The following is a 25,055-nucleotide window of genomic DNA, read 5'->3' as shown; positions in this document are numbered from 1 at the left end:
CGGGGGGGGGGGGGGGGGGGGCGGGCCGGGGGGGCCCCCCCCGGGCGCGCCGGGGGGGGGGGGGGGGGGGGGGGGGCGCCCCCCCCCCCCCCCCCCCCCCCCCCCGCCGCGCCCGGTGGCCGCTCGCAGCCCGCGTCCCCGCGGACCGGGGCCGGTCCTAGCGGTAGTTCACGTACTGGATCGCGAAGTCCAGGTCCTTGCCCTTGAGCAGGGCCTGCACGGCCTGGAGGTCGTCGCGGCTCTTGGAGCTGACGCGCAGCTCGTCGCCCTGGACCTGCGCCTTGACGCCCTTCGGGCCCTCGTCACGGATGATCTTCGCGACCTTCTTCGCGTCCTCCGTGGTGATGCCCTCCTTGACGTTGGCGAAGATCTTGTACTCCTTGCCGGACAGCTGGGGCTCGTTGGCGTCCAGGGCCTTCAGCGACAGGCCGCGCTTGACGAACTTGGTCTGGAGGATGTCCAGGACGGCGCGCACGCGCTCCTCGCCGTTCGCCTTCATCTCGATCTTCTCGCCGGAGCGGCTGATCTCGGCGCCCACGTTCTTGAAGTCGAAGCGCGTCGCGATCTCGCGGGAGGTCTGGTTGATCGCGTTGTCGACCTCCTGCCACTCGACCTTCGAGACGATGTCGAAACTGGAGTCGGCCATGGGTGTTGGTCTCCTTGATGCTCTGGCTTCACTGGCGCGGGGCCGCCCACCGGGCGTCCGCGGTCCCAGCCTATCCAGCGCCACACCGGCCCCGCCCGTAGCGGTCGCCCGAGGTTTCCTGATCGTCGCGTGATCTATCGAGTGGCGGAGCACCCCCCGGCATCGGGTATGGTTTACCACGTCGAACGGGGTGAACGCCCCGGGAAACGAAGATCCTGGCTGGTTGCCCGAGCGGCCAAAGGGAGCAGACTGTAAATCTGTCGCGCAAGCTACGCAGGTTCGAACCCTGCACCAGCCACAGGATGGAAACAGCCCCCGATCTGCGGAAACGCAGATCGGGGGCTGTTTCGTCTATCCGGGACCGTTCCGCGGGGGCGGGGCTCCGGGCAGACTTATTGCACATTGCTTGCAATTACGGGTTGCAGGCAGCAGAGTGGGGTGCCGGGGGTGGGAGTCCTTCGACAGAGCTGATCGTCTTCCCAGCCGGCGACCGCCGGGACAACGGCTCGCCCCACCCCCGCCAACAGCCACCGGACGGGGCCCGCGCGGCGTGGCGGCCGTGTCGAGGACGCCGCGTCAAGGGCGCGTCAGGGCCGCTCGTGGCGGCGTCAGGAACGTGTAGAGGCCCGTCGGGCGACGGGCGGGCGGACCGCAGGATCGGACCAACAACCGACTGCGGAGGTCCCGTCCGATGTCCAGCGCCACCACCCCGGCCGTCGCGGCCGACCCCCAGCCTCCGGACACCGGCGCCGGCGACGAGCGGCACCGGCTCAGCGCGCTCGGCGGGCTGGCCGCGCTCTCCCTGGACGCCATGGCCTCGGTCGCGTACGGCCCGGAGTCGATCGTGCTGGTGCTGGCCGCCGCCGGGGCGTACGGGCTGGGCTTCACGCTGCCGGTCACCGTGGCGATCGCGGTGCTGCTGGCGGTGCTGGTCGCCTCCTACCGGCAGGTGATCGCGGCGTTCCCGGACGGCGGCGGCTCCTACGCGGTGGCCAAGGCGCACCTGGGCCGCCGGACCGCGCTCACCGCGGCCGCCTCGCTGGTGATCGACTACGTGCTGAACGTCGCGGTCTCCGTCACCGCCGGCGTGGCCGCGCTCACCTCGGCCGTACCGGGCCTGTACGACGACCGGGTCTGGCTCTGCCTGGGCGTGCTGGCGCTGGTCACCGCGGTGAACCTGCGCGGGATCGCCGAGTCGGCCCGCTGGTTCCTGGCGCCGACGGCCGTCTTCGTGCTCTCCGTCCTGGCGATCGTCGTGGCCGGACTGCTCCGGGATGGCCCGGCCAGCACCGCGGCCGCCGCCGGCCACGCCTCCACCCTCGCCGGGAACGCCACCACCGTCGGCGCGCTGCTGCTGCTCAAGGCCTTCGCGGCCGGCTGCTCCGCGCTGACCGGCGTGGAGGCGGTGGCCAACGCCGTCCCCTCCTTCCGCACTCCGCGGGTCCGGCGCGCGCAGCACACCGAGGTCGCGCTCGGCGCCCTGCTCGGCGTGATGCTGGTCGGGCTGGCCGTGCTGATCGGCCGCTTCCACCTCCAGCCGGTCGAGGGCGTCACCGTGCTCGCCCAGCTCGCCGACGCCTCGCTCGGCCACGGCTTCGGCTTCTACGTCGTCCAGTCCGCCACCGTGGTGCTGCTCGGACTGGCCGCCAACACCTCCTTCGGCGGCCTGCCGGTGCTGCTCGACCTGCTCGCCCGCGACAACCACCTCCCGCACCTGTTCGCGCTGCGCGCCGACCGCCAGGTGTACCGGTACGGCGTGCTCTTCCTGGCCGCGGTGTCGGCCGCGCTGCTGGCCGGCTCCGGCGGGGACGTCAACAGCCTGGTGCCGCTGTTCTCCATCGGCGTCTTCGTCGGCTTCACCGTCTGCCAGGTCGGCATGGTCCGGCACTGGCTGCTGCACCGGCCCGCCCGCTGGCGGGCCAGGGCCGCGCTGAACGGCTTCGGGGCGCTGCTCACCGGCGTCGCCGCGCTGGTCGTCACCGGCACCAGGTTCACCGAGGGTGCCTGGGGCATCGTGGTGGCGCTGCCGCTGCTGGTGGGGCTGTTCGAGGCCGTCCACCGCAGCTACGCGCGGATCGGCGAGCGGCTGGAACTGGGCCGGGTGCCCGGCCCGGTGACGCGGCAGCGCAGCCTGGTCGTCGTCCCGGTGACCGCGATCACCCGGCTGACCAGGGACGGCCTCTCGGCGGCGCTCTCGCTCGGCGACGAGGTGATGGCGGTGACCGTGGTGCACGAGCCGGCCGCCGCCGAGGCGCTGCGCCGGGACTGGGAGCTGTGGCGGCCGGGCGTGCCACTGGTGGAGCTCCCGGACGTCCACCGCCGGCTTGGCCGGCCGATCGCCGACTTCGTCAACGAGCTGGGGGCGGAGCACGCCTACGACCGGCTGACGGTGCTGATCCCCGAGGTGGAGCCGGCCCGCTGGTGGCAGCGGGCGCTGCAGAACCGGCGCGGGGCGGTGATCGACCGCGCCCTGCGCCGGCACACCGACGCGGTGGTCTGCCGGCTGCGCATGCGGATGTGACCGGGAACGCGGGACAGGACGGCCCCGGCCCCGGACGGCAGCCCGCCGTCCGGGGCTGGGGCCGTTCCGTTCCCGGGACGGTCGCCACTGCCGCCGGACCAGCCGAGGATCAGCCGCCGTAACCGCTGTCGGACCCGTCGGACCCGCCGGGCCGGCCGCGGATCAGCCGCCGTAACCGCTCTCGGACCGCCGCCGGACCAGCCGCCGGGGTCTCGGCCCGATCACGACGGTCTCGGTCCGGTGAAGCGCCCGTCAAAGCCGCGTCAACGTCGCGCTATCACCCGTATGGACGGCGTCAGGGCCCTCATGACGCGCCCCTGACGGCTGGTTTGCTGCATCTGCCGGTCGTCCACCGGCGCCGCGCGAGCCCCTCCGGCCAGGTCGCGGCCTCTCCCGAACCACTCTGGTGGAGCCCATGTCCGATCTCATCTACGTCGGTGTCACGGTCGCCGTGTTCGCCGTCATCGCCCTGGTCGCGCGGGGGGTGGAGAGGCTGTGAGTGCGGAGAACATCGCTGGTCTGGTCGTGGCCGTCGCACTCGTCGGCTACCTCGTCGTGGCGCTGATCTTCCCGGAGAAGTTCTGACATGGGATCCACTCTCGCGGGCTGGCTCCAGGTCCTCGCCCTCGTCGGCGCGCTGGCTCTGTGCTACCGCCCACTCGGCGACCACATCGCCAAGCTCCTCACCTCCGCCAAGCACCTCAGAGCCGAGCGCGGCGTCTACAAGCTGATCGGCGTCGACGGCGACGCCGACCAGCGCTGGCCGGTCTACCTCCGCTCGGTGCTGGCCTTCTCCGCGGTGTCCGTGCTCTTCCTCTACGCCCTGATCCGCCTCCAGGGCCACCTGCTGCTGAGCCTGGGCGTTCCGCAGATGGAGGGCCACCAGGCCTGGAACACCGCCATCTCGTTCGTCGCCAACACCAACTGGCAGTCCTACGGCGGCGAGTCCGCGATGGGCCACCTGGTGCAGATGGCGGGCCTGGCGGTGCAGAACTTCGTCTCCGCGGCCGTCGGCATCGCCGTCGTCGCCGCGCTGGTACGGGGCTTCACCCGCAACCGGACGGACCGGGTCGGCAACTTCTGGGTGGACCTCACCCGGATCAACATGCGCCTGCTGCTGCCGATCTCGATCGTCTTCGCCCTGGTCCTGGCCGCCAACGGCGTGATCCAGAACTTCCACGGCTTCCACGAGGTCACCACCCTCGCGGGCGGGGTGCAGAAGATACCCGGCGGCCCGGTGGCGTCCCAGGAGGTCATCAAGCTGCTCGGCACCAACGGCGGCGGCTTCTTCAACGCCAACTCGGCGCACCCGTTCGAGAACCCGACCGGCTTCACCAACCTGGTCGAGGTCTTCCTGATCCTGCTGATCCCGTTCGCGCTGCCGCGGGCCTTCGGCCGGATGGTCGGGGACGACCGCCAGGGCTACGCGATCGTCGCGGTGATGGGCCTGTTCTGGGCCGCCTCCACCGCCCTGATGACCCTCGCCGAGTCGCAGCACTCCGGCACGGCCCTGCAGGCCGCGGGCGCCGCGATGGAGGGCAAGGAGCAGCGCTTCGGCATCGCCGCCGGCTCGCTGTTCGCCGCCTCGACCACGCTGACCTCGACCGGTGCGGTGAACTCCTTCCACGACTCGTACACGCCGTTCGGCGGCGGGCTGGCGGTCTTCGACATGATGCTGGGCGAGATCGCGCCCGGCGGTGTGGGCTCCGGCCTGTACGGCATGCTGGTGCTGGCCGTCGTGGCGGTGTTCGTGGCCGGCCTGATGGTCGGGCGCACCCCCGAGTACCTGGGCAAGAAGCTCGGCGGCCGGGAGATGAAGTTCGCCTCGCTGTACATCCTCACCACGCCGACGATCGTGCTGGTCGGCACGGGTGTGGCGATGGCCCTGCCGGGTGAGCGCGCCGGGATGCTCAACTCGGGTGCCCACGGCTTCTCCGAGGTGCTGTACGCCTTCACCTCCGCGAGCAACAACAACGGCTCGGCCTTCGGCGGCATCACCGTCAACACCGACTGGTACGACACCGCGCTCGGCCTGGCGATGATCTTCGGCCGTCTGCTGCCGATCGTCTTCGTCCTGGCGCTGGCGGGTTCGCTCGCCCAGCAGCAGCCGGTCCCGGCCACCCCGGGCACCCTGCCCACCCACAAGCCGCTGTTCGTGGGCCTGCTGTCGGGCGTGATCCTGATCGTCGTCGGCCTCACCTACTTCCCGGCCCTGGCTCTCGGGCCGATCGCGGAAGGTCTGTCCTCCTGATGTCCACCCCAACGCTCAACCCCGCACCGGCCGAGACCCACGCCGAGCCCGCCGCCCCGCACAGAGCGGCCGGCGGCCTGCTCGACCCGAAGCTGATCCTCGCGTCCCTGCCGGACGCGGTGAGGAAGCTCGACCCCCGGGTGATGGTCAAGAACCCGGTGATGTTCGTAGTCGAGGTCGGCTCGGTGGTCACCACCGTCGCCGCGATCGCGGACCCGTCCGTCTTCGCCTGGGCCATCACCGTCTGGCTCTGGCTGACCACGGTCTTCGCCAACCTGGCCGAGGCCGTCGCCGAGGGCCGCGGCAAGGCCCAGGCCGACACCCTGCGCAGGACCAAGACCGAGAGCGTCGCCCGCCGGCTGACGAACTGGCCCGCCACCCGGGACGAGGAGGAGGTGCCCGGCACCGCGCTCGGGCTCGGCGACCACGTGGTGGTCGAGGCCGGGCAGGTCATCCCCGGGGACGGCGACGTCGTCGAGGGCGTCGCGAGCGTCGACGAGTCGGCGATCACCGGCGAGTCCGCGCCCGTCATCCGCGAGTCCGGCGGCGACCGCAGCGCCGTCACCGGCGGCACCAAGGTGCTGTCCGACCGGATCGTGGTGAAGATCGCCTCGGAGCCCGGCAAGTCCTTCATCGACCGGATGATCGCCCTGGTCGAGGGCGCCGCCCGGCAGAAGACGCCGAACGAGATCGCGCTCAACATCCTGCTGGCCTCGCTGACCATCGTCTTCCTGGTCGCCGTGGTCACGCTCCAGCCGATGGCCACCTACGCGGGCGCCCCGCAGTCGATGATCGTGCTGGTCGCCCTGATCGTGGCGCTCATCCCGACCACCATCGGCGCGCTGCTCTCCGCGATCGGCATCGCCGGCATGGACCGCCTGGTGCAGCGCAACGTGCTGGCGATGTCCGGCCGCGCCGTCGAGGCCGCCGGCGACGTCAACACCCTGCTGCTCGACAAGACCGGCACCATCACCCTGGGCAACCGCCAGGCCGCCGAGTTCGTCCCGGCACCCGGCGTCGGCCAGGACGAACTGGCCAGTGCCGCGCAGCTGTCCTCCCTCGCGGACGAGACCCCCGAGGGCCGCTCGATCGTGGTCCTCGCCAAGACCGGGTACGGCCTGCGGGCCCGCGCCCAGGGCGAGCTGACCCACGCCACCTGGGTCCCGTTCACCGCCCAGACCCGGATGTCGGGCGTGGACCTGGACGAGGCCGACGGCGTCCACCAGGTCCGCAAGGGCGCGGCCGGCGCGGTCACCAACTGGGTCGCCGAGAACGGCGGCCGGGTCACCGACGAGGTGTCGACGCTGGTCGACGGCATCTCGGCGGCCGGCGGCACCCCGCTGGTGGTGGCGACCAAGGTCGGCTCGGCCCCGGCCAGGGTCCTGGGGGTCGTCCACCTCAAGGACGTGGTCAAGGAGGGCATGCGGGAGCGGTTCGACGAGCTGCGCCGGATGGGCATCAAGACCATCATGATCACGGGCGACAACCCGCTGACCGCCAAGGCGATCGCGGAGGAGGCCGGCGTGGACGACTTCCTCGCCGAGGCCACGCCCGAGGACAAGATGGCCCTGATCAAGAAGGAGCAGGAGGGCGGCAAGCTGGTCGCGATGACCGGCGACGGCACCAACGACGCCCCCGCGCTCGCCCAGGCCGACGTCGGCGTCGCGATGAACACCGGGACCATGGCGGCCAAGGAGGCCGGCAACATGGTCGACCTGGACTCCAACCCGACCAAGCTGATCGAGATCGTGGAGATCGGCAAGCAGCTGCTGATCACCCGCGGTGCGCTGACCACCTTCTCGATCGCCAACGACGTGGCCAAGTACTTCGCGATCATCCCCGCGATGTTCGCCGGGGTCTACCCGGGCCTGAGCCACCTCAACATCATGGGCCTGCACAGCCCGCAGTCCGCGATCACCTCGGCGATCGTCTTCAACGCCCTGGTCATCATCGGCCTCATCCCGCTCGCCCTGCGCGGCGTGAAGTACCGGCCCGCCGACGCGAGTTCGCTGCTGCGCCGCAACATCGGGCTCTACGGCTTCGGCGGCCTGGTGGTGCCCTTCGTCGGCATCAAACTGATCGACCTGATCGTCCAGTTCATCCCCGGCCTCAGCTGACGCGGGGAAGGAGAGGAAAACCATGTCCAAGCCCCTGCCGACGATCCTCCGCACCCACTTCACGGCCCTGCGGGCACTCCTCGTGCTCACCGTGGTCCTCGGGATCGTCTACCCGCTGCTGGTCACCGGCATCTCGCAGGTCGCCTTCGACGACCGGGCGAACGGCTCGCCGGTGAAGTCCGACGGCAGGGAGGTCGGCTCCAGCCTGATCGGCCAGAGCTTCGACCTCCCGAAGAAGAACCCCGCCGACCCGGACGAGGAGGCCCAGCCGGACCCGCAGTGGTTCCAGCCCCGCCCCTCGGCCGCCGGGACCGGCTACGACGCCTCCTCGTCCGCCGCCTCGAACCAGGGCCCGAACAGCGAGGACCTGCTGAAGGCCGTCGACGACCGCCGCGCCGCCGTCGCCGCGTTCGACGGCGTCGACCCGGCGAGCGTCCCGGCCGACGCGCTGACCGCCTCCGGCTCCGGCCTCGACCCGCACATCTCCGTCGCGTACGCCGAGGAGCAGGTCAACCGGGTCGCCAAGGCGCGCAACCTGCCGGTGGAGACGGTGGACAAGCTGGTCGAGAAGTACACCGAGGGCCGCTCGCTCGGCTTCCTCGGCGACGAGGGGGTCAACGTCCTGCTGCTCAACAAGGCGCTCGGCGAGCAGAAGTGACACCGCCCCACACAGTCGGGTGACCGGGCCGGCCCGGGTGCGGGAGCACGCCTCCCGCGCCCGGGCCGGCCGGCCCGCGTCCGCAGACGTGTACCACCTCCCGATGGAAAGAGCAGTGCCCATGGCCCGCGACCTCACCACCGGCACCGGCAACCGCGGTGGCCGGCTGAGGGTGTACCTCGGCTCCGCGCCGGGCGTCGGCAAGACCTACCGGATGCTGGACGAGGCCCGGCGCAGACAGCAGCGCGGGGCCGACGTCGTGGTCGGGTACGTCGAGTGCCACGGCAGACGCCACACCGAGGCCATGCTGGCCGGCCTGGAGGTCCTGCCGCGGGTCCACCGCTCCTACCGGGACGCCGAGTTCGAGGAGATGGACCTCGACGGCCTGCTCGCCCGCCGCCCGTCCGTCGTGCTGGTGGACGAGCTGGCGCACACCAACATCCCCGGCGGCCGGCACGCCAAGCGCTGGCAGGACGTCGAGGAACTGCTCGCCGCCGGGATCGACGTCATCACCACCGTCAACATCCAGCACCTGGAGTCGCTGAACGACGTCGTCCGGAAGATCACCGGCATCCCGCAGCGCGAGACCGTCCCGGACGAGCTGGTCCGCCGGGCCGACCAGCTCGAACTCGTCGACATGGCCCCGCAGGCGCTGCGCCGCCGGATGGCCCACGGCAACGTCTACCGGGCGGAGAAGGTGGACGCCGCGCTCTCCAACTACTTCCGGGTCGGCAACCTCACCGCCCTGCGCGAACTCGCCCTGCTCTGGGTGGCCGGGCGGGTGGACGAGGGCCTGCGCGACTACCGGGCCAGCCACGACATCGACCGGGTCTGGGAGACCCGCGAACGGGTCGTGGTCGCCCTCACCGGCGGCCCCGAGGGCGAGACCCTGATCCGCCGCGCCGCCCGGATCGCCGACCGCACGGCCGGCGGCGACCTGCTGGCCGTCCACGTCTCCCGCAGCGACGGTCTGGCCGGCGCCTCCTCCGGCGCGCTCGCCCAGCAGCGGCGGCTGGTGGAGACCCTCGGCGGCAGCTACCACGTGGTGGTCGGCGACGACGTCCCCACCGCGCTGCTCAGCTTCGCCCGCGCCCACGACGCCACCCAGCTGGTGCTCGGCACCAGCCGCCGCGGCCGGATCAACCGCTTCCTCACCGGCCCCGGCACCGGACAGACCACCGTGGACGCCTCCGAGGACATCGACGTCCACATGGTCACCCACGAGTTCACCGGCCGCGGCCGGCTGCCCTCGCTCGGCCGCCGCCACTCCCGGCGCCGCACCGTCGCCGGCTACCTGGCCGGCCTGGTGCTGCCCTGGCTGCTCACCGTGCTGCTGCCGCGGGCGGACCACGGCATCAACCTGACCACCGACGCGCTGATCTTCCAGTTGGGCGTGGTCGTCGTCGCCCTGCTCGGCGGCGCGGTGTCGGCCCTGCTGGCCTCGGTCGTCGCCTCGGTGCTGCTCAACTACTACTTCATCCCGCCGATCCACAGCCTGACCATCGGCGAGACCAACAACATCGTCGCCCTGGTGGTGTTCGCCGCCATCGCGCTCACCGTCTCCACCGTGGTCGACCACGCCGGCCGGCTCACCAGCCGGGCCGCCCGCGCCACCGCCGAGGCCGAGACCCTCTCCACCCTGGCCGGCAGCGTGCTGCGCGGCGCCGACGCGCTGCCCGCCCTGCTGGAGAAGTCCCGGACGGCCTTCGGCATGCGGGCCGTCGCCCTGCTCTCCCGGGTCGACGGCGAGGTGCTCGCGCACTGCGAGGGGGACCACCAGGGCGACGGCGAGGGACCGTACGAGACCACCGAGGTCCCGGTGGGCCCGGACGCCGTGCTGGTGCTCACCGGCCGCCGGCTGCCCGCCGCCGACCAGCGGGTGCTGACCGCCTTCGCCGCCCACGTCGCCGCCGCGCTGGAGCGCGACCGGTTGGCCGTGGTCGCCGCCGAGGTCGAGCCGATCAAGGCCGCCGACCGGATGCGCACCGCCCTGCTCGCCGCCGTCAGCCACGACCTGCGCACCCCGCTGGCCGCCGCCCGCGCCTCGGTCGGCTCGCTGCGCAGCCCCGACGTCGAGTTCTCCTCCGAGGACCAGGCCGAACTCCTCGCCACCGCCGACGAGTCGCTGGTCAAGCTCACCCGGCTGGTCGACAACCTGCTCGACATGAGCCGCCTCCAGGCCGGCGCGCTCACCCTGCACCTCACCGAGACCCACCTGGACGAGATCCTGCCCCGGGCGCTCGACAGCCTCCCGGACCCGTACGCGCCGATCCAGCCGCTGGACCTCGACACCACCCCGCCGGTGCTCGCCGACCCCCCGCTGCTGGAGCGGGTGCTCGCCAACGTGATCACCAACGCGCTGCGCCACAACGCCCCCGGCGCGCCCGTCCTGGTCACCGCCAGCCACCACGCCGCCCAGGTCGAGATCCGGGTGATCGACCGCGGACCCGGCATCGCCCCCGAGGACCGCGACCGGGTCTTCCTGCCCTTCCAGCGCCTCGGCGACACCGACAACACCACCGGCGTCGGCCTCGGACTCGCCCTCTCCCGCGGCCTCGCCGAGGCGATGGGCGGCAGCCTGGAGGTCGAGGACACCCCGGGCGGCGGCACCACCATGCTGCTCACCCTGCCCGCCGCCGGGCCCGACGCCCCTGGGGAGGAACCGCCGCATGAGTGAACGGAGTGAACGGATCACCGGGAGGTCCGTGTCCCGCGAAGCGAGGGAGATCCTGGTCGTCGACGACGAGCCGGCCCTCCTGCGCACCCTGCGGATCAACCTCAGCGCCCGGCAGTACGCCGTCCGCACCGCCGCCAGCGGCGGAGAGGCGCTCGACCGCGCCGCGCACTCCTCCCCGGACGCCGTCCTGCTCGACCTCGGCCTGCCCGACCTCGACGGGATGGACGTGCTGCGCGGCCTGCGCACCCACAGCGCGGTGCCGGTCATCGTGCTCTCCGGCCGGACGGACGCCGCCGACAAGGTGGGCGCCCTGGACGCGGGCGCCGACGACTACCTCACCAAGCCGTTCCTGATGGACGAGCTGCTGGCCCGGCTGCGCGCCGTGCTGCGCCGACCGCCGGGTGACGTGCTGCCGGGCGGCGTGCCGCCGGGCCGGCCGGTGATCGGCGACCACACCGTGGACCTCGTGGCCACCGCGGTGAACGGCCCGCACGGCCCGGTCCGGCTCACCCCGACCGAGTGGCGCATCCTCACCCTGCTGCTCGCCAACCCCGGCCGGCTGGTGCCCGGGCGGCAGATCCTGCGCGAGGTGTGGGGCCCGGCCCAGGAGGGGCGCGGCAACTACCTGCGGGTCTACTTCGCCGGGCTGCGCCGCAAGCTGGAGCGCGACCCGGCCCGGCCGCGGCACCTGATCACCGAGCCGGGGATCGGGTACCGGTACGTGCCGTGACCGCTGTGACCGTCCGGGCTGTCCGGGCCGCCGCCGCGCCCCGTCAACGTGCCGTCAAGAGCGGCCCGGTGGGCGACAGGAGGGCGTCAAGGCCGCCCGGCGGCGGCGCTCCGCGGACGTAGTGTCGGTGCCGAGGGAGCGGGCCCTGCTCCGTGTGGGGGAGGTCTGGGGCCGCTCCGGACGCCGTCCACGGACGGCCGGCAGGTGGGGGAGGGGCGCGCGACACCCGTCGCGCGCCCCCAAGGCCTTTCCGGCTCCGGCCCCAGCCGTCCTCGCCCCGGTTCAGCCGTCCTCGCCCCCGCACTGCCGGGGCAGCGCCAGCGCCACGGTGTCCGCGAACTCCCGGACCGCGCTGGTCCGGCTGACCACCCGGCCGCTGTGCACCACCAGCCGGCTGTGCCCGCCCGCGAGCGCCCCGGCCAGGCTGTCCCCGCGCACCGCCAGCAGTTCCGCGGGGAACCCGGCGTCCACCCGGACCGGCGCCAGGCCGAGCGCCGCCCGGGCCTGGTTCGCCACCGCGTCGTACGCCGCCTCCGGGCCCAACTCCCCACCGGCCGCCAGAAGATAGGCCGACTCCAGCGGATCCGCCCGGCCGACCGGGTTGGACGGATCGCGCAGCGCTCCGCTGCCCGCCGCCAGCGGCACCCGGGCGGCCGCCAACTCCCTTACCAGGCCCGGCCGCAGGCCCGTCGCCCGGCCCTCCAGCCCGGTGCAGCAGCCGTTCTGCGGCAGGCAGACCACCCGGATCCCGCTGGTCGCCAGCACCGTCGACGCGCCCCGGGGTAGCGCCCCGCACGGGCCCAGCGTCACCCGCGGCCGAAGCGGCGCCAACGCCCCGGCCATCCGGGCGAGTTGGGCGGCGTCGGCGGCGCTGGTGTGCAGGTCCACCGAGCAGTCCGCCTCCCGGGCGGCCTCCAGCAGCAGCTGCACGTACCCGGCCGGGTCGGGGTCCAGCTCCGGGCAGCCGCCGGCCGCCGTGGCGCCCAGCTTGAGCGCCTCGCGCAGCTGCGCCCGGCTGTCCGCCCCGGCCCGCCCGGTGAGCAGCCGGGGCATCGCCACCGCCTGGAGCTCGGCCAGCCCGCTCAGCGCCTGCCGGGCGGTGAGCACCGCCTCCAGCCGGCGCAGCCCGTGCACGTCGCCGATCCGGACGTGGGTGCGCTGGGCGGTGGCGCCGTAGCCGAGCGAGGTCAGCGCGGCCTCGGTGATCCGCCGGGTGAGGTCGGCCGGGGTGTCCGGCGGCGGGGTGGAGAGGGCGGCGGAGAAGGCGGCGTCGTAGTGGGCGTGCGCCTCGGCGGGGGCCGGGAGCAGCAGGTAGCCGCGCAGGTCGATCCGGGCGCCGGTGGTGACGGTGGGCGCGCCGGGCAGGGCGGGCAGCGGGCCGAGGCTGCCGACGGTGCCGACCGCCTGGATCCGGTCGCCGCTGATCCGGACGTCCACCACCCGCCCGTCGGCCAGTCTGGCGCCGGTGAGCAGGAGGACCGGGCCGTGCCCGAGCGGGTTGGCCGCCGGGCCGGGCCCGGAGTGCGGCCCGTCGGCGGCTGCGCTGTCCATCGCCGGCTCCTTCTCGGGCCGGCCCGTGCGGTCGGCCCCGTACGGCCGGCCCGTCCAGCCGGCCAGCCCTCCCGATCAATGAGCGTCGAGCCTATGGGCCCGGGGGGCGGGGCGCCGGGAGGCGGGCAATAGTCGTATCGGGTCGGGCCGTGCGGCTCGGAGGCCGATCGAACGCCGGGCCTTGGATCGTCCGTCCGTACCCCTCGCCCACCTGCGGTCTTCGCCGCGGGATACGGATTTCACCTCCGGCCGCGAAACGTGTAATCTCTTCCTCGTTCGCCCCTATAGCTCAGTCGGTAGAGCGTCTCCATGGTAAGGAGAAGGTCTGCGGTTCGATTCCGCATGGGGGCTCGGGTGAGAAGCAGTCAGCTCCGGCTGTGCTGCGGATCACTGTGGCGGTGTAGCTCAGTTGGTAGAGCAAGCGGCTCATAATCGCTGTGTCACCGGTTCAAGTCCGGTCACCGCTACCCCGCGTAGTCGGTCGGGAGATCGCACTCCCGGTCGGCTACTCTTGTTGTGTTCTTATTCGTTGTCCAAGGAAGGCACTCCCGTGGCTGCCACCGATGTCCGCCCGAAGATCACGCTGGCCTGCGTGGAGTGCAAGGAGCGGAACTACATCACCAAGAAGAACCGGCGTAACGACCCGGACCGTCTTGAGATGAAGAAGCACTGCCCCCGCTGCAACTCGCACACCGCGCACCGCGAGACCCGCTGACCCTGTTGCAGGGCGCCGGGCCTGTGTGAATTCAGGTCTGCTACTCCGGGCCGCATCCCTCATGGGGGTGCGGCCCGGAGTTTTTTCGTATCCACCCGCGTTCCGAGGAGCTGCCATGGCGCTCGACCCCTCCTTCATCGGGCGTAGTTACCCGCCCACCGAGCCGTACGAGGTCGGCCGGGAGAAGATCCGCGAGTTCGCGACCGCGATCGGCGACGCCAACCCCGCGTACACCGACCCGGAGGCGGCGAAGGCGCTGGGCCACCCCGACGTGATCGCCCCGCCGACCTTCCCGTTCGTGATCACCTACCGCGCGGCGGCCCAGGTGGTCGAGGACCCGGAACTGGGCCTGGACTTCACCCGGGTGGTGCACGGCGACCAGAAGTTCGCCTACAGCCGCCCGGTGCGGGCCGGCGACCGGCTCTCGGTCGCGGTGACCATCGACAACATCAAGTCACTGGCGGGCAACGACGTGCTCACCGTGCGTGGCGAGGTGACGGACGCGACCGGCGAGCACGTTGTGACGTCGGTCATGACCCTGGTGGCCCGGGCCGCCGACGAGGCGGGGGAGTGAGCGCGATGGCGATCAGCTACGACGAGGTCGAGGTCGGCACCGAGCTGCCGGCGCAGTCCTTCCCGGTGACCCGCGACACACTGGTGCGCTACGCGGGCGCCTCGGGCGACTTCAACCCGATCCACTGGAACGAGAGGTTCGCCCTGGAGGTCGGCCTGCCGGACGTCATCGCGCACGGCATGTTCACCATGGCCGAGGCGATCCGGGTGGTCACCGACTGGGTCGGCGACCCGGCCGCGGTGGTCGAGTACGGCGTGCGCTTCACCCGCCCGGTGCCGGTGCCGAACGACGGCGTCGGCGCGGTGGTCGAGGTCTCGGCGAAGGTCGCCAAGAAGCTGGACGACCGCAGGGTGCAGGTCGACCTGCTGGCCACCACGGGCGGCCAGAAGGTGCTCGGCATGTCCCGGGCCGTCGTCCGGCTCGGCTGAGCCGCTCCCGCCGACGGCGGCCGCGGCCGGAGCCCGTACCGCACGGGAGTTCCGGCCGCGGCCGCGGGCCTTGTTCGGCGCCGCGCCGGCGCGGGTCTGAGCCGCCGGAGCGCGGGCCGAGCCGGAGCGCCGGAACGCCTGGCGACGGGTGGCAGGCGTGCCGGGGGGCATCCCGGCCACCCGTACGCTGGTGGGCGTGCTGGTAGAAAACGACGCCCCCCTCGCCCCGCTGACCACGCTCCGGCTCGGCGGCCCGGCCCGCCGGCTGGTGACCGCCCACACCGACGACGAGGTGATCGCCGCCGTCCGCGAGGCCGACGCGGCCGGCGAGCCGCTGCTGGTCCTCGGCGGCGGCTCCAACCTGGTGATCGGCGACGCCGGCTTCCCCGGCACCGTGCTGCGGATCGCCACCGAGGGCTTCGCCCTGGACGGCACCGGCCTGGAGGTCGCGGCCGGCGAGACCTGGTCCGAGGTGGTCCGCCGGACCGTGCTCGACCACCGCCTGGCGGGCATCGAGTTCCTGGCCGGCATCCCCGGCTCGGCGGGTGCCACCCCGGTGCAGAACGTGGGCGCGTACGGCCAGGAGGTCGCGCAGGCGATCACCGAGGTGGTCGCGTACGACCGCGCCGCCGACGAGGTGGTCGTGCTCTCGAACGCCGAGTGCGCCTTCTCCTACCGGCACAGCCGCTTCAAGGCCGATCCGGACCGCTACGTGGTGCTGCGGGTGCGGTTCCGCCTGGAGGACAACGGCGGGCTCTCCACCCCCGTCCGCTACGCCGAGACCGCCCGGCACCTGGGCGTCGGGCAGGGCGACCGGGTGGCGGTCGACACCGCGTGGAACGCGGTGCTGCTGCTGCGCGCCGGCAAGGGCATGGTGCTGGACCCGGCGGACCACGACACCTGGTCGGCCGGCTCCTTCTTCACCAACCCGGTGCTCACGGCCGCGCAGTACGAGTCCTTCCGCACCCGCCCCGGCGCCGAGGACGCCCCCGCCTACCCGGCCCCGGAGGGCTGCACCAAGACCTCGGCGGCCTGGCTGATCGACCGCTCGGGCTTCGGCAAGGGCTACGGCAGCGGCCCGGCGACGCTCTCCACCAAGCACACCCTGGCCCTCACCAACCGCGGCTCGGCCACCGCCGACGACCTGCTGGCGCTGGCCCGGGAGATCCGGGACGGGGTCCGCGAGGCCTTCGGGGTGGAGCTGGTGAACGAGCCGGTGATGGTGGGCGTCAAGCTCTGACCAGGGCCGGGGCCCGGGGCGGACCCCGGACGGCCGCCGGCTAGGCGGGCACCGCCGCCCGGTCCGCGGGGGCGCGGCCGTCCGCCAGCCAGGCGTCGATGTCCGCCAGCAGCTCCTTGCGGACGGCCTCCGGCGCGACCGAGCCGCGCACCGACTGCCGCGCCAGCTCGGCGAGTTCGGTGTCGGAGAAGCCCAGCACGTCCCGGACCAGCTCGTACTGGGCGACCAGCCGGCTGCCGAACAGCAGCGGGTCGTCGGCACCCAGCGCGAGCGGCACCCCGGCGTCGAAGAGCCGGCGCAGCGGGACATCCTCGGGGTGCTCGTAGACGCCGAGCGAGACGTTGGAGGAGGGGCAGACCTCGCAGGTGACCTGGCGGTCCGCCAGCCGCTCCATCAGCCGGGGGTCCTCGGCGGCCCGCACGCCGTGGCCGATCCGGCCGGCGCCCAGGTCGTCCAGGCAGTCCCGGACGGACTCCGGGCCGGACAGCTCGCCGCCGTGCGGGGCCGCCAGCAGCCCGCCCTTGCGGGCGATCGCGAAGGCCCGGTCGAAGTCCCGGGCCAAGCCCCGGCGTTCGTCGTTGGAGAGGCCGAAGCCGACCACCCCGTGGTCCGCGTAGCGGACGGCCAGCCGGGCCAGCGTCCGGGCGTCCATCGGGGACTTCATCCGGTTGGCCGCGACCAGGACCCGGATGCCCACCCCGGTGGCCGCGGCGGCGTGCTCCACCGCGTCCAGGATCAGCTCCAGCGCGGGGATCAGCCCGCCCAGCCGGGGCGCGTACGAGGTCGGGTCGACCTGGATCTCCAGCCAGCGGGAGCCGTCCCGCTTCTCGTCCTCGGCGGTCTCCAGGACCAGCCGGCGGATGTCCGCCTCGTCCCGCAGCACCGAGCGGGCGGTGTCGTACAGCCGCTGGAAGCGGAACCAGCCCCGCTCGTCGGTGGCCCGCAGCCGGGGCGGCTCGCCGGAGCTGAGCGCCTCCGGCAGCCGGACGCCGTGCTTGTCGGCCAGCTCCAGGAGGGTGGCGGGCCGCATCGAGCCGGTGAAGTGCAGGTGCAGGTGGGCCTTCGGGAGGCCCCTGACGTCTCGCGGGTTCAACAGGCGTTCCATTCACCGATACTGCCGTATGAGGCCCCCGAACGGGAACCGCCTCCTTCGCATCCCCCGAAGGGGTGAAAGGAGGCGGTGTGCCGGGTGAATCCCGTATGTCGGATTGACGTCAGTGCCGGACCGGCGTCAGTCGCGGGCCTCGCCGAGCAGCTTCTGGACCCGGCTGACGCCCTCGATCAGGTCGGCGTCGCCGAGCGCGTAGGAGAGCCGCAGGTAGCCCGGGGTGCCGAAGGCCTCGCCCGGGACGACCGCGACCTCGGCCTCGTCCAGGATCAGGGCGGCCAGCTCGCCGGAGGTCTGCGGGCGCTTGCCGCGGATCTCCTTGCCCAGCAGGCCCTTGACCGACGGGTAGGCGTAGAAGGCGCCCTCGGGCTCGGGGCAGAACACGCCGTCGATCTCGTTGAGCATCCGCACGATGGTCCGGCGGCGGCGGTCGAAGGCCTCGCGCATCTCGGCGACCGCGTCCAGGTCGCCGGCCACGGCGGCCAGGGCGGCGCGCTGGGCGACGTTGGAGACGTTCGAGGTGGCGTGCGACTGGAGGTTGGTCGCGGCCTTGATCACGTCCTTGGGGCCGATCACCCAGCCCACCCGCCAGCCGGTCATCGCGTAGGTCTTGGCGACACCGTTGACCACGATGCACTTGTCGGCCAGCTCGGGCAGCAGGGCCGGCAGCGAGGTGAAGGTGGCGTCGCCGTACACCAGGTGCTCGTAGATCTCGTCGGTGAGCACCCACAGGCCGTGCTCCAGCGCCCAGCGGCCGATCGCCTCGGCCTCGGCCTCGGTGTACACCGCGCCGGTCGGGTTGGACGGCGAGACGAACAGCACCACCTTGGTGTTCTCGGTGCGCGCGGCCTCCAGCTGCTCGACCGAGACCTTGTAGCCGGTGGTCTCGTCGGAGACGACCTCCACCGGGACGCCGCCGGCCAGCTGGACCGACTCCGGGTAGGTGGTCCAGTACGGGGCCGGGATGATGACCTCGTCGCCCGGGTCCAGGATCGCCGCGAAGGCCTCGTAGATCGCCTGCTTGCCGCCGTTGGTGACCAGCACCTGGGAGGCGTCCACCTGGTAGCCCGAGTCGCGCAGCGTCTTGGCGGCGATCGCGGCCTTCAGCTCGGGCAGGCCACCCGCCGGGGTGTAGCGGTGGTTCTTCGGGTCGCGGCAGGCCTCGACGGCCGCCTCGACGATGTAGTCCGGGGTGGGGAAGTCGGGCTCGCCGGCGCCGAAGCCGATGACCGGACGGCCGGCGGCCTTGAGGGCCTTGGCCTTGGCGTCCACGGCGAGGGTCGCGGACTCGGCGATCGCGCCGATCCGGGCGGAGACCCGGCGGTCGGCGGGGCGGATGGACTGGTCGGGCTGCGGGGTGGAAGCGCTCATGTCTGCATCGTCGCAGAACCCGGACCTACCGGGCATCGGGGTATCGGCATCCGTACGTCCCCGTCCGGATCGCGGCCCCGGCGATCCGTCGGCGGGGCCCCGGCCGGGCCGGACATCCGCCGGGGGACCGGCCGGTCCGGAAGAAGACGTTCGACCAAACGCCCCTCGACCACGTACACTCGCTGCTCGACGGCCCGCCGAAAAGACCGGAGCTTTCACCGCCTGTGCAGACAGCGGGGGGAGATGCGGTAGGTTGGTCGCCACCGGAGCCGCGAGGCACCGTAGGGCAATAGCTCAATTGGTAGAGCACCGGTCTCCAAAACCGGCGGTTGGGGGTTCGAGTCCCTCTTGCCCTGCTGCTAGATCCGTTTTCAGCCCGTTCGCTCCACAGGAGTGAGCGGGCTTGATGCGGAGATGGCACCGATCAGCACCGCTAGCCGGCTGGTCGTGCCCCACCTGGTGCGCGGCGAAGTCGGCAGGACCCGGATTCAGGTGAGGACGAGTGACGGAGACCACGGGCTCCACCGCAACGCCTGAGAGCGGCAACCCCGAGGGTGCCGACGGCGCTGCCGAGACCACGCCCGCCGACGACAAGTCGGGCAAGCGCGGCAACCGCGAGAAGAAGTCCGGCAAGCGCGCCAAGAAGGGCCTGTTTGCCCGGATGGCGCTGTTCTACCGCCAGATCATCGCGGAACTGCGCAAGGTCGTCTGGCCGACCCGCAGCGAACTCACCAACTACACCGCCGTCGTGGTCACCTTCGTCGTGGTCGTGATGGCCTTCGTGGCCGGCCTGGACTACGGCTTCTCCAAGCTGAGCCTCCTGGTCTTCGGCTGACCGGCCGCCCCACCTCTCGAACAGCCTCCCGACCCGGGCCGAACCCTCGGCCCGGGTCGAGCTGTCGGCGCCGGACGTACGCGCGGTTACCGTGGACTCGGTACTGTTGAAGTCTCCGAGACCTCATCTGGCGCCCGCGCGAGCGGTCGTCCGCCGGGCCGGTCGAGGAGCGCGCCACCTTCACCATCTCCAGGAAAGAAGCCGCCACCGTGTCTGAGTCCCCCCTGTACGACGCCGACGAGACCGTCCGCGAGGCGGATGTCGCCGCCGAGCCGGACGCGACCGAGCTGGCTGTCGACACCGAGTCCGCCGAGCAGATCGTGGACGCCGCGGACAGCGACGAGGACGAGGTCGAGGCGTACGACGAGGCCGAGGCCGGCGAGCCCGCCGAGGAGGCCGCGCTGCACGTGGAGGGCGCCGCCGAGGAAGCCGAGGAAGCCGAGGAGGCCGAGGAGGAGCCGGCCGAGGAGGTCGACCCGGTCGCCAAGTTCCGCGAGGACCTGCGCTTCATGCCGGGCGAGTGGTACGTGATCCACACCTACGCCGGCTACGAGAACCGGGTGAAGCAGAACCTGGAGCAGCGCGCCGTCTCGCTGAACGTCGAGGAGTACATCTTCCAGGCCGAGGTGCCGCAGGAGGAGGTCGTCCAGATCAAGAACGGCGACCGCAAGACCATCCGCCAGAACAAGCTCCCCGGCTACGTCCTGGTGCGCATGGACCTCACCCCCGAGTCCTGGGGCGTCGTGCGCAACACCCCGGGTGTCACCGGCTTCGTCGGCAACGCCTACGACCCGTACCCGCTGACCCTGGACGAGGTCGTCAAGATGCTCGCCCCCGACGTCGAGCGCCAGGCCGCCAAGGAGGCCGGCAAGGCTTCGCCGGTCCGCCCGGTCGAGGTCCAGGTGCTGGACTTCGAGGTCGGCGACTCGGTCACCGTCACCGACGGCCCGTTCGCGACCCTCCAGGCGACCATCAACGAGATCAACCCGGACTCGAAGAAGGTCAAGGGCCTGGTCGAGATCTTCGGCCGGGAGACCCCGGTCGAGCTCTCCTTCGACCAGATCCAGAAGAACTAGTCGTACGGTCTTCGGATCCGGGCGGGCCCGCGGGCCCGCCCGGATCCGTTTTGGTCCAGCGGCGCGAACGCGTTAGCCTGGTCCGATGTGTGTGCTGGCGGCCGGGTGTCGCCCCGGTTCCGCACGCACCAGCAATCACCTCTCGGAAGGACCCGGAGAGACATGCCTCCCAAGAAGAAGAAGGTCACGGGGCTTATCAAGCTCCAGATCAACGCCGGCGCGGCCAACCCGGCGCCGCCGGTCGGCCCCGCGCTGGGCCAGCACGGCGTCAACATCATGGAGTTCTGCAAGGCCTACAACGCTGCGACCGAGTCGCAGCGCGGCATGATCGTGCCGGTGGAGATCACGGTCTACGAGGACCGTTCCTTCACCTTCATCACGAAGACGCCGCCGGCCGCGCGCCTCATCCTGAAGGCCGCCGGTGTCGAGAAGGGCTCCAGCGAGCCGCACAAGACCAAGGTCGCCAAGCTCACCAGCGCCCAGGTCCGCGAGATCGCCACGACCAAGATGCCCGACCTGAACGCCAACGACCTGGACGCCGCGGCGAAGATCATCGCCGGCACCGCCCGGTCGATGGGCATCACCGTCGAGGGCTGAGAACCCCTCTCGTCCTCTGTGGTAGGGCCCGCGCAGGCCCGTGACACCACAACTCCATTCACCATTCAGGAGCAGCTATGAAGCGCAGCAAGGCCCTGAAGGCCGCGGACGCCCAGGTCGACCGCGAGCGCCTTTACGCCCCCCTCGAGGCCGTCCGCCTCGCCAAGGCGACCAGCACCACCAAGTTCGACGGCACCGTCGAGGTCGCCATGCGTCTGGGCGTCGACCCGCGCAAGGCCGACCAGATGGTCCGCAGCACCGTGATCCTCCCGCACGGCACCGGTAAGACCGCTCGGGTCCTGGTCTTCGCGACCGGCGAGCGTGCCGAGGCCGCGCGTGCTGCGGGCGCCGACATCGTCGGTGCCGACGAGCTGATCGACGAGGTCGCGAAGGGCAAGCTGGACTTCGACGCCGTCGTCGCCACCCCGGACCTCATGGGCAAGGTCGGCCGCCTCGGCCGCGTGCTCGGCCCCCGTGGTCTGATGCCGAACCCGAAGACCGGCACCGTGACCCCGGACGTCGCCAAGGCTGTCAACGACATCAAGGGCGGCAAGATCGAGTTCCGCGTCGACAAGCACTCGAACCTGCACTTCATCATCGGTAAGGCCTCCTTCACCGACGAGCAGCTGGTCGAGAACTACGCCGCCGCGCTGGACGAGGTGCTCCGCGCCAAGCCGTCCGCTGCCAAGGGCCGCTACATCAAGAAGACCGCGTTCTCGACCACCATGGGCCCCGGCATCCAGGTGGACCCGAACCGCACCCGCAACCTCCTCGTCGAGGAGGACCCGGCCGCGGTCTGAGCCCCAGTGCTCTAGAGCAGTCCGTACGACGGGCCCGTACCCCCTTCACCGGGGGTGCGGGCCCGCCGTCGTTCCCGGGCGGTGACCGGGGGACCCGACCGGGCGGGGGAGGGCACGCCGGCGGGCCGCAACGGTTGCCGGATCGGGACACCGGCGGATGGGAACGGCGGGCCGAACCGTCGTACGCTCTGCCGGTCAGACCATGTGGAGAACCTGTGACCGCCGGAGTGTGCCGTGCCGCCCGCCCCTCGCCCCACCGTTCTCGCGGCGGCCCTGCTGCTGCTCGCCACCACCGGGTGCAGCCTGCTGGCCGCCCCGACCACCGCCACCCCGGGGGGCCCCGCGCCGGTGCCGCCCAAGCAGGTGGTGCTGGCGGCCGCGCAGGCGCTGGACGACGCCGGCGGCGCCCGGATCGACGTGGTCCAGGAGGGCGCGGCCGGCCGGCGCACCGCGAGCGGCTCGCTGGTCTGGGGCGCCTCGGACGAGGCGGCCCTCACCGTCACCGACGAACTGGGCAGCGGGCGGCTGACCCTGAAGGACGGCGCGCTCGACCTCGTGTACCAGGGCGGTGCGGCCAAGCACGCGGAGCGGAGCACCGCCGAGGCGGTCGACCCCGGGGCGGGCCCCGATCCGGAGGGCTTCGCGGGCGGCTGGACGACCGCGCTGATCACCGGCCCGGGCAGCCGGGCGTACGAGGTCGCCCAGGGCGTCAAGCTCGTCTCGCTCGGCGGCGAGCAGCTGGCCGGGGTGACCGTGGCGCACTACCAGGGCTCCGCGCCGGTGGCCGAACTGTTCGGCAAGGACGACGAGTTGACCCCGAAGCGGCGCGCCGCCACGCTGGACTGGTACCGGGTGCACGGGGTGACGTCGATCGGCTACGAGGTCTGGGTCGGGCCCGGCATGCAGTTGCTGCGGCTGCGCGAGACGATCCGGGGGAGTGCGGGAACCACGGTCACCACGACCGATGTCTCGGCTCCCGGGGGCGCGGACGCGACGCCCGCCGCGGGCGGGTGACGGGGAGGGGGATATCCAGTGCGTGGGGGGTTCGGCGATCGGTTAGAGTCCGCGTGAAAAGAACATGAGAAGAGCCGACGATCGGATCTTCCATGGATTGACCAGATCCCACGGGGGTAGCTTCATGCGCGCTCTGCGCCTCGCCTCGGCCGTCGCGACGACGGCCGTCCTGCTCGGTGCGGCTACGGCCTGTGGCGGTGACACCAAGAGCAATGACGCCAAGGCCGGCGACACCAAGACCGCCGAGGCCAAGGGCGGCGAGACCAAGGCCGCCGACGCCAAGGCCGCGGACCCGCTCGCGGCGGTGCTGGCCGGGGACCCGAAGGCCGCGCTGGCCGCGTCCGCGCTGGTGATGCAGAAGGCCGGCAACGGCAAGGTCACCATGATCCCGGCCGAGCCCGACAGCCCCGGCGGCACCGGCGACGCGGACTGGAAGGAGCCGGCCAAGACCTCCGTGGACCTGCTCGGCGACATGGGCGGCAAGAAGCTCAAGATCCGGGTGGTCGGCGTGGACGCCTACCTCGGCGGCGACGAGGCGGCCCCGGCCCTCGGGGGCAAGCACTGGGTCAAGTTGTCCACGGACGAGACCGGCGCCACCTTCCGGGCGGCGGGCCAGATGATGAACCCGGTCACCCTGCTCACCATGGCGGCCCAGAGCGGCAAGCTCACCAAGGTCGGCCAGGAGGCCGTGGACGGCGCCCAGACCGTCCACCTGCGGGCGGAGCAGGACACCGCCGCGCTGGTGGCCGGAATGACGGGGCTCCCGGCGGAGCGGCGGCCCGCCGTCCAGAAGGTGCTGGAGGAGGACGGCAAGTCCCTCACCATCGACTTCTGGCTGAACGCCAAGCAGGAACTCGTCCAGTACCAGGAGTACGGCGAGAAGAAGGGCAGCAAGGAAGCCGTCACCGTCAAGTACTCGGACCTCGGCAAGGCCGCCCCGATCACGGTGCCGGCCGCCGACGACCTCGGCGCCGAGACCGACCTGCTCAAGCTGCTCGGCTGATCCGGCCGTCCGGACTCCGAGCCCTCCGGCTACAACCGGCTACCGCCCCGGGCGCATCCCGCGCCCGGGGATCCTCAAGGGGGGAACCATGGCTGGAACCCGCAACACCGCCGTCGCTGTCGTCCTCGCCGCCCTGGCGCTGACCGCGACCGCGTGCAACGACAACGACGACAAGAGCGCCGCCCCGGCCGCGCCGACCACGGCCGCCGCCACCTCGGCCGCCCCGTCGTCCGCCGCCCCGGCCACCGGCGCGAAGCCGGAGAAGGTCAGCCCGGCGGTCTACCTGGAGCAGGTCACCCAGAAGACCGGCGCGGCCAAGTCGGCGAAGGTCGACGAGCTGATCCAGGTCGGCGAGATCACCATGAAGGGCAAGGGGGCGGTGTCCTGGGCCGACGGCCTGGAGGCCGACCTCACGATGGACCTGTCGGGCTCCCCGATGGCCAAGCTCCTGGAGCCGCTGACCGGCGGCCCGAACGTGCACTACCTGTACACCAAGGACGCCATGTACATGGGCCTGGGCGGGAAGCTGCTGGAGAGCGGCGGCCCGAAGTGGGTGCGCTACAGCAAGGCCGACATGGCCAAGGCCTCCGGCGGCACGACCGACCAGCTCCAGAGCGCGGACCCGGTGCAGGGCGTCCGGACGCTGATCGCCAGCGGCAAGGTCACCGAGGTCGGCCCGGAGACGGTGAACGGCAAGGCCACCACCCACTACTCCGGCGTGCTCAGCGCGGCCGACGTGGCCAAGGCCACCAGCCAGGGCATGACCCAGGAGCAGGCCGACCGGCTGAAGCAGAACCTGGACGCGGCCGGCGTCACCAGCGACCGGATCGACGTCTGGGTCGACGCCGACAAGCTGGTCGTCAAGCGGACCGAGCAGGCCGAGACCAAGGCCGGCGCGATGAACGTCACCGTCAGCTACTCGGACTACGGCACCCCGGTGATCGCCGCCACCCCGTCGGCCTCGGAGGCCGTCGACCTCGCCGACCTGCAGAAGGCCGCGGCCGGCAGCTGATCCGCGCGGTCGGGGGGGGGGGGGGGGGGGCCCGCGCCCCCCCCCCCCCCCCCCCGGGGCCCGGCCCCGCCCGCCCCGGCCGCCCCCGGGGGGCCCCCCGGCCCGCGGGGGGGCGGGGGGGGGCCCGGCCC

Annotated in this window: 22 protein-coding genes and 4 tRNA genes; 22 read left to right on the top strand and 4 right to left on the bottom strand. The window is 72.6% G+C overall.

What is annotated here, in order from left to right; all coding sequences use genetic code 11:
- Positions 1-157 precede the first annotated feature (157 nt).
- Positions 158-646, bottom strand: coding sequence for a YajQ family cyclic di-GMP-binding protein (locus tag ACFY0X_RS36200; RefSeq protein WP_049652087.1), 489 nt, complete (start codon positions 644-646; stop codon positions 158-160).
- 217 nt (positions 647-863) lie between these two features.
- On the opposite strand from ACFY0X_RS36200, the gene ACFY0X_RS36195 reads away from it, so the two are divergent.
- From ACFY0X_RS36195 to ACFY0X_RS36160, 8 genes are all read left to right on the top strand, one after another.
- Positions 864-944: transfer RNA gene (locus ACFY0X_RS36195), tRNA-Tyr, on the top strand.
- 393 nt (positions 945-1,337) lie between these two features.
- Positions 1,338-3,167, top strand: a complete 1,830-nt coding sequence (locus ACFY0X_RS36190) for an APC family permease (protein WP_387760770.1) — start codon at positions 1,338-1,340, stop codon at positions 3,165-3,167.
- 495 nt (positions 3,168-3,662) lie between these two features.
- Positions 3,663-3,752: a K(+)-transporting ATPase subunit F gene (kdpF, locus tag ACFY0X_RS36185; RefSeq protein WP_045693083.1), complete on the top strand. Its 90-nt coding sequence runs from the start codon at positions 3,663-3,665 to the stop codon at positions 3,750-3,752.
- Between the two features lies 1 nt (position 3,753).
- Positions 3,754-5,418, top strand: a complete 1,665-nt coding sequence (kdpA, locus tag ACFY0X_RS36180; protein WP_387760769.1) for a potassium-transporting ATPase subunit KdpA — start codon at positions 3,754-3,756, stop codon at positions 5,416-5,418.
- Positions 5,418-7,535 (top strand): potassium-transporting ATPase subunit KdpB, encoded by a 2,118-nt coding sequence (kdpB, locus tag ACFY0X_RS36175; RefSeq protein ID WP_387760768.1) that lies wholly within the window; start codon positions 5,418-5,420, stop codon positions 7,533-7,535. The genes kdpA and kdpB overlap by 1 nt, the downstream gene beginning before the upstream one ends.
- Before the next feature lie 22 nt (positions 7,536-7,557).
- Positions 7,558-8,193, top strand: coding sequence for a potassium-transporting ATPase subunit KdpC (gene kdpC / locus ACFY0X_RS36170; RefSeq protein ID WP_387760767.1), 636 nt, complete (start codon positions 7,558-7,560; stop codon positions 8,191-8,193).
- A 121-nt stretch (positions 8,194-8,314) separates the two neighbouring features.
- Entirely contained in the window at positions 8,315-10,870 is a 2,556-nt protein-coding gene (locus ACFY0X_RS36165) for an ATP-binding protein (RefSeq protein ID WP_387760766.1), read from the top strand.
- Positions 10,863-11,600 carry a response regulator gene (locus ACFY0X_RS36160; RefSeq protein ID WP_387760765.1) on the top strand — a complete coding sequence of 246 codons (738 nt, stop codon included), beginning with the start codon at positions 10,863-10,865 and terminating at the stop codon, positions 11,598-11,600. Before ACFY0X_RS36165 ends, ACFY0X_RS36160 begins: the two co-directional genes overlap by 8 nt.
- 282 nt (positions 11,601-11,882) lie before the next feature.
- Here ACFY0X_RS36160 and ACFY0X_RS36155 read toward each other — a convergent pair whose 3' ends face one another.
- A complete protein-coding gene (locus ACFY0X_RS36155) occupies positions 11,883-13,151 on the bottom strand; it encodes a hydrolase (protein WP_387760764.1) in 1,269 nt (422 codons plus the stop codon).
- 278 nt (positions 13,152-13,429) lie between these two features.
- Here ACFY0X_RS36155 and ACFY0X_RS36150 point away from each other — a divergent pair.
- From ACFY0X_RS36150 to ACFY0X_RS36125, 6 genes are all read left to right on the top strand, one after another.
- A tRNA-Thr gene (locus tag ACFY0X_RS36150) sits at positions 13,430-13,502 on the top strand.
- Between the two features lie 43 nt (positions 13,503-13,545).
- Positions 13,546-13,618: transfer RNA gene (locus tag ACFY0X_RS36145), tRNA-Met, on the top strand.
- A gap of 83 nt (positions 13,619-13,701) precedes the next feature.
- Positions 13,702-13,866, top strand: coding sequence for a 50S ribosomal protein L33 (gene rpmG, locus ACFY0X_RS36140; RefSeq protein ID WP_006604855.1), 165 nt, complete (start codon positions 13,702-13,704; stop codon positions 13,864-13,866).
- A 115-nt stretch (positions 13,867-13,981) separates the two neighbouring features.
- A complete protein-coding gene (locus ACFY0X_RS36135; protein WP_387760763.1) occupies positions 13,982-14,440 on the top strand; it encodes a MaoC family dehydratase N-terminal domain-containing protein in 459 nt (152 codons plus the stop codon).
- A 5-nt stretch (positions 14,441-14,445) separates the two neighbouring features.
- The gene (locus ACFY0X_RS36130; RefSeq protein WP_387760762.1) at positions 14,446-14,868 is read left to right on the top strand and encodes a MaoC family dehydratase; all 423 of its coding nucleotides are present in this window, start codon (positions 14,446-14,448) and stop codon (positions 14,866-14,868) included.
- 196 nt (positions 14,869-15,064) lie between these two features.
- Positions 15,065-16,108, top strand: a complete 1,044-nt coding sequence (locus tag ACFY0X_RS36125; RefSeq protein WP_387760761.1) for a UDP-N-acetylmuramate dehydrogenase — start codon at positions 15,065-15,067, stop codon at positions 16,106-16,108.
- Positions 16,109-16,148: 40 nt separating this feature from the next.
- Here ACFY0X_RS36125 and ACFY0X_RS36120 read toward each other — a convergent pair whose 3' ends face one another.
- Both ACFY0X_RS36120 and ACFY0X_RS36115 read right to left on the bottom strand, forming a co-directional pair.
- Positions 16,149-17,213: an adenosine deaminase gene (locus ACFY0X_RS36120; protein WP_387760760.1), complete on the bottom strand. Its 1,065-nt coding sequence runs from the start codon at positions 17,211-17,213 to the stop codon at positions 16,149-16,151.
- Between the two features lie 126 nt (positions 17,214-17,339).
- Positions 17,340-18,587: a pyridoxal phosphate-dependent aminotransferase gene (locus tag ACFY0X_RS36115; RefSeq protein WP_387760759.1), complete on the bottom strand. Its 1,248-nt coding sequence runs from the start codon at positions 18,585-18,587 to the stop codon at positions 17,340-17,342.
- Positions 18,588-18,870: 283 nt separating this feature from the next.
- Between ACFY0X_RS36115 and ACFY0X_RS36110 the strand changes: the two genes are divergently transcribed.
- The 8 genes from ACFY0X_RS36110 (at position 18,871) to ACFY0X_RS36075 (ending at position 24,924) form a co-directional block, all read left to right on the top strand.
- Positions 18,871-18,943, top strand: a tRNA-Trp gene (locus ACFY0X_RS36110).
- A 146-nt stretch (positions 18,944-19,089) separates the two neighbouring features.
- On the top strand, positions 19,090-19,422 hold the full coding sequence (gene secE / locus ACFY0X_RS36105; RefSeq protein WP_387760758.1) for a preprotein translocase subunit SecE: 333 nt from the start codon (positions 19,090-19,092) through the stop codon (positions 19,420-19,422).
- A 209-nt stretch (positions 19,423-19,631) separates the two neighbouring features.
- Positions 19,632-20,498 (top strand): transcription termination/antitermination protein NusG, encoded by an 867-nt coding sequence (gene nusG, locus ACFY0X_RS36100; RefSeq protein WP_387760757.1) that lies wholly within the window; start codon positions 19,632-19,634, stop codon positions 20,496-20,498.
- Between the two features lie 162 nt (positions 20,499-20,660).
- Entirely contained in the window at positions 20,661-21,095 is a 435-nt protein-coding gene (gene rplK, locus ACFY0X_RS36095; protein ID WP_387760756.1) for a 50S ribosomal protein L11, read from the top strand.
- A 77-nt stretch (positions 21,096-21,172) separates the two neighbouring features.
- Positions 21,173-21,895: a 50S ribosomal protein L1 gene (gene rplA / locus ACFY0X_RS36090; protein ID WP_207809814.1), complete on the top strand. Its 723-nt coding sequence runs from the start codon at positions 21,173-21,175 to the stop codon at positions 21,893-21,895.
- Positions 21,896-22,129: 234 nt separating this feature from the next.
- Positions 22,130-22,909 carry a hypothetical protein gene (locus tag ACFY0X_RS36085; protein ID WP_387760755.1) on the top strand — a complete coding sequence of 260 codons (780 nt, stop codon included), beginning with the start codon at positions 22,130-22,132 and terminating at the stop codon, positions 22,907-22,909.
- A 124-nt stretch (positions 22,910-23,033) separates the two neighbouring features.
- The gene (locus ACFY0X_RS36080; RefSeq protein ID WP_387760754.1) at positions 23,034-23,912 is read left to right on the top strand and encodes a hypothetical protein; all 879 of its coding nucleotides are present in this window, start codon (positions 23,034-23,036) and stop codon (positions 23,910-23,912) included.
- 88 nt (positions 23,913-24,000) lie between these two features.
- On the top strand, positions 24,001-24,924 hold the full coding sequence (locus ACFY0X_RS36075; protein ID WP_387760753.1) for a hypothetical protein: 924 nt from the start codon (positions 24,001-24,003) through the stop codon (positions 24,922-24,924).
- The last annotated feature ends 131 nt before the right edge of the window (positions 24,925-25,055 follow it).

Source organism: Kitasatospora sp. NPDC001547 (assembly GCF_042894165.1).
Taxonomy (GTDB): Bacteria; Actinomycetota; Actinomycetes; order Streptomycetales; family Streptomycetaceae; genus Kitasatospora.
Note: the sequence above shows the minus strand (reverse complement) of the source record. Positions and strands in the feature narration are given on the sequence as shown.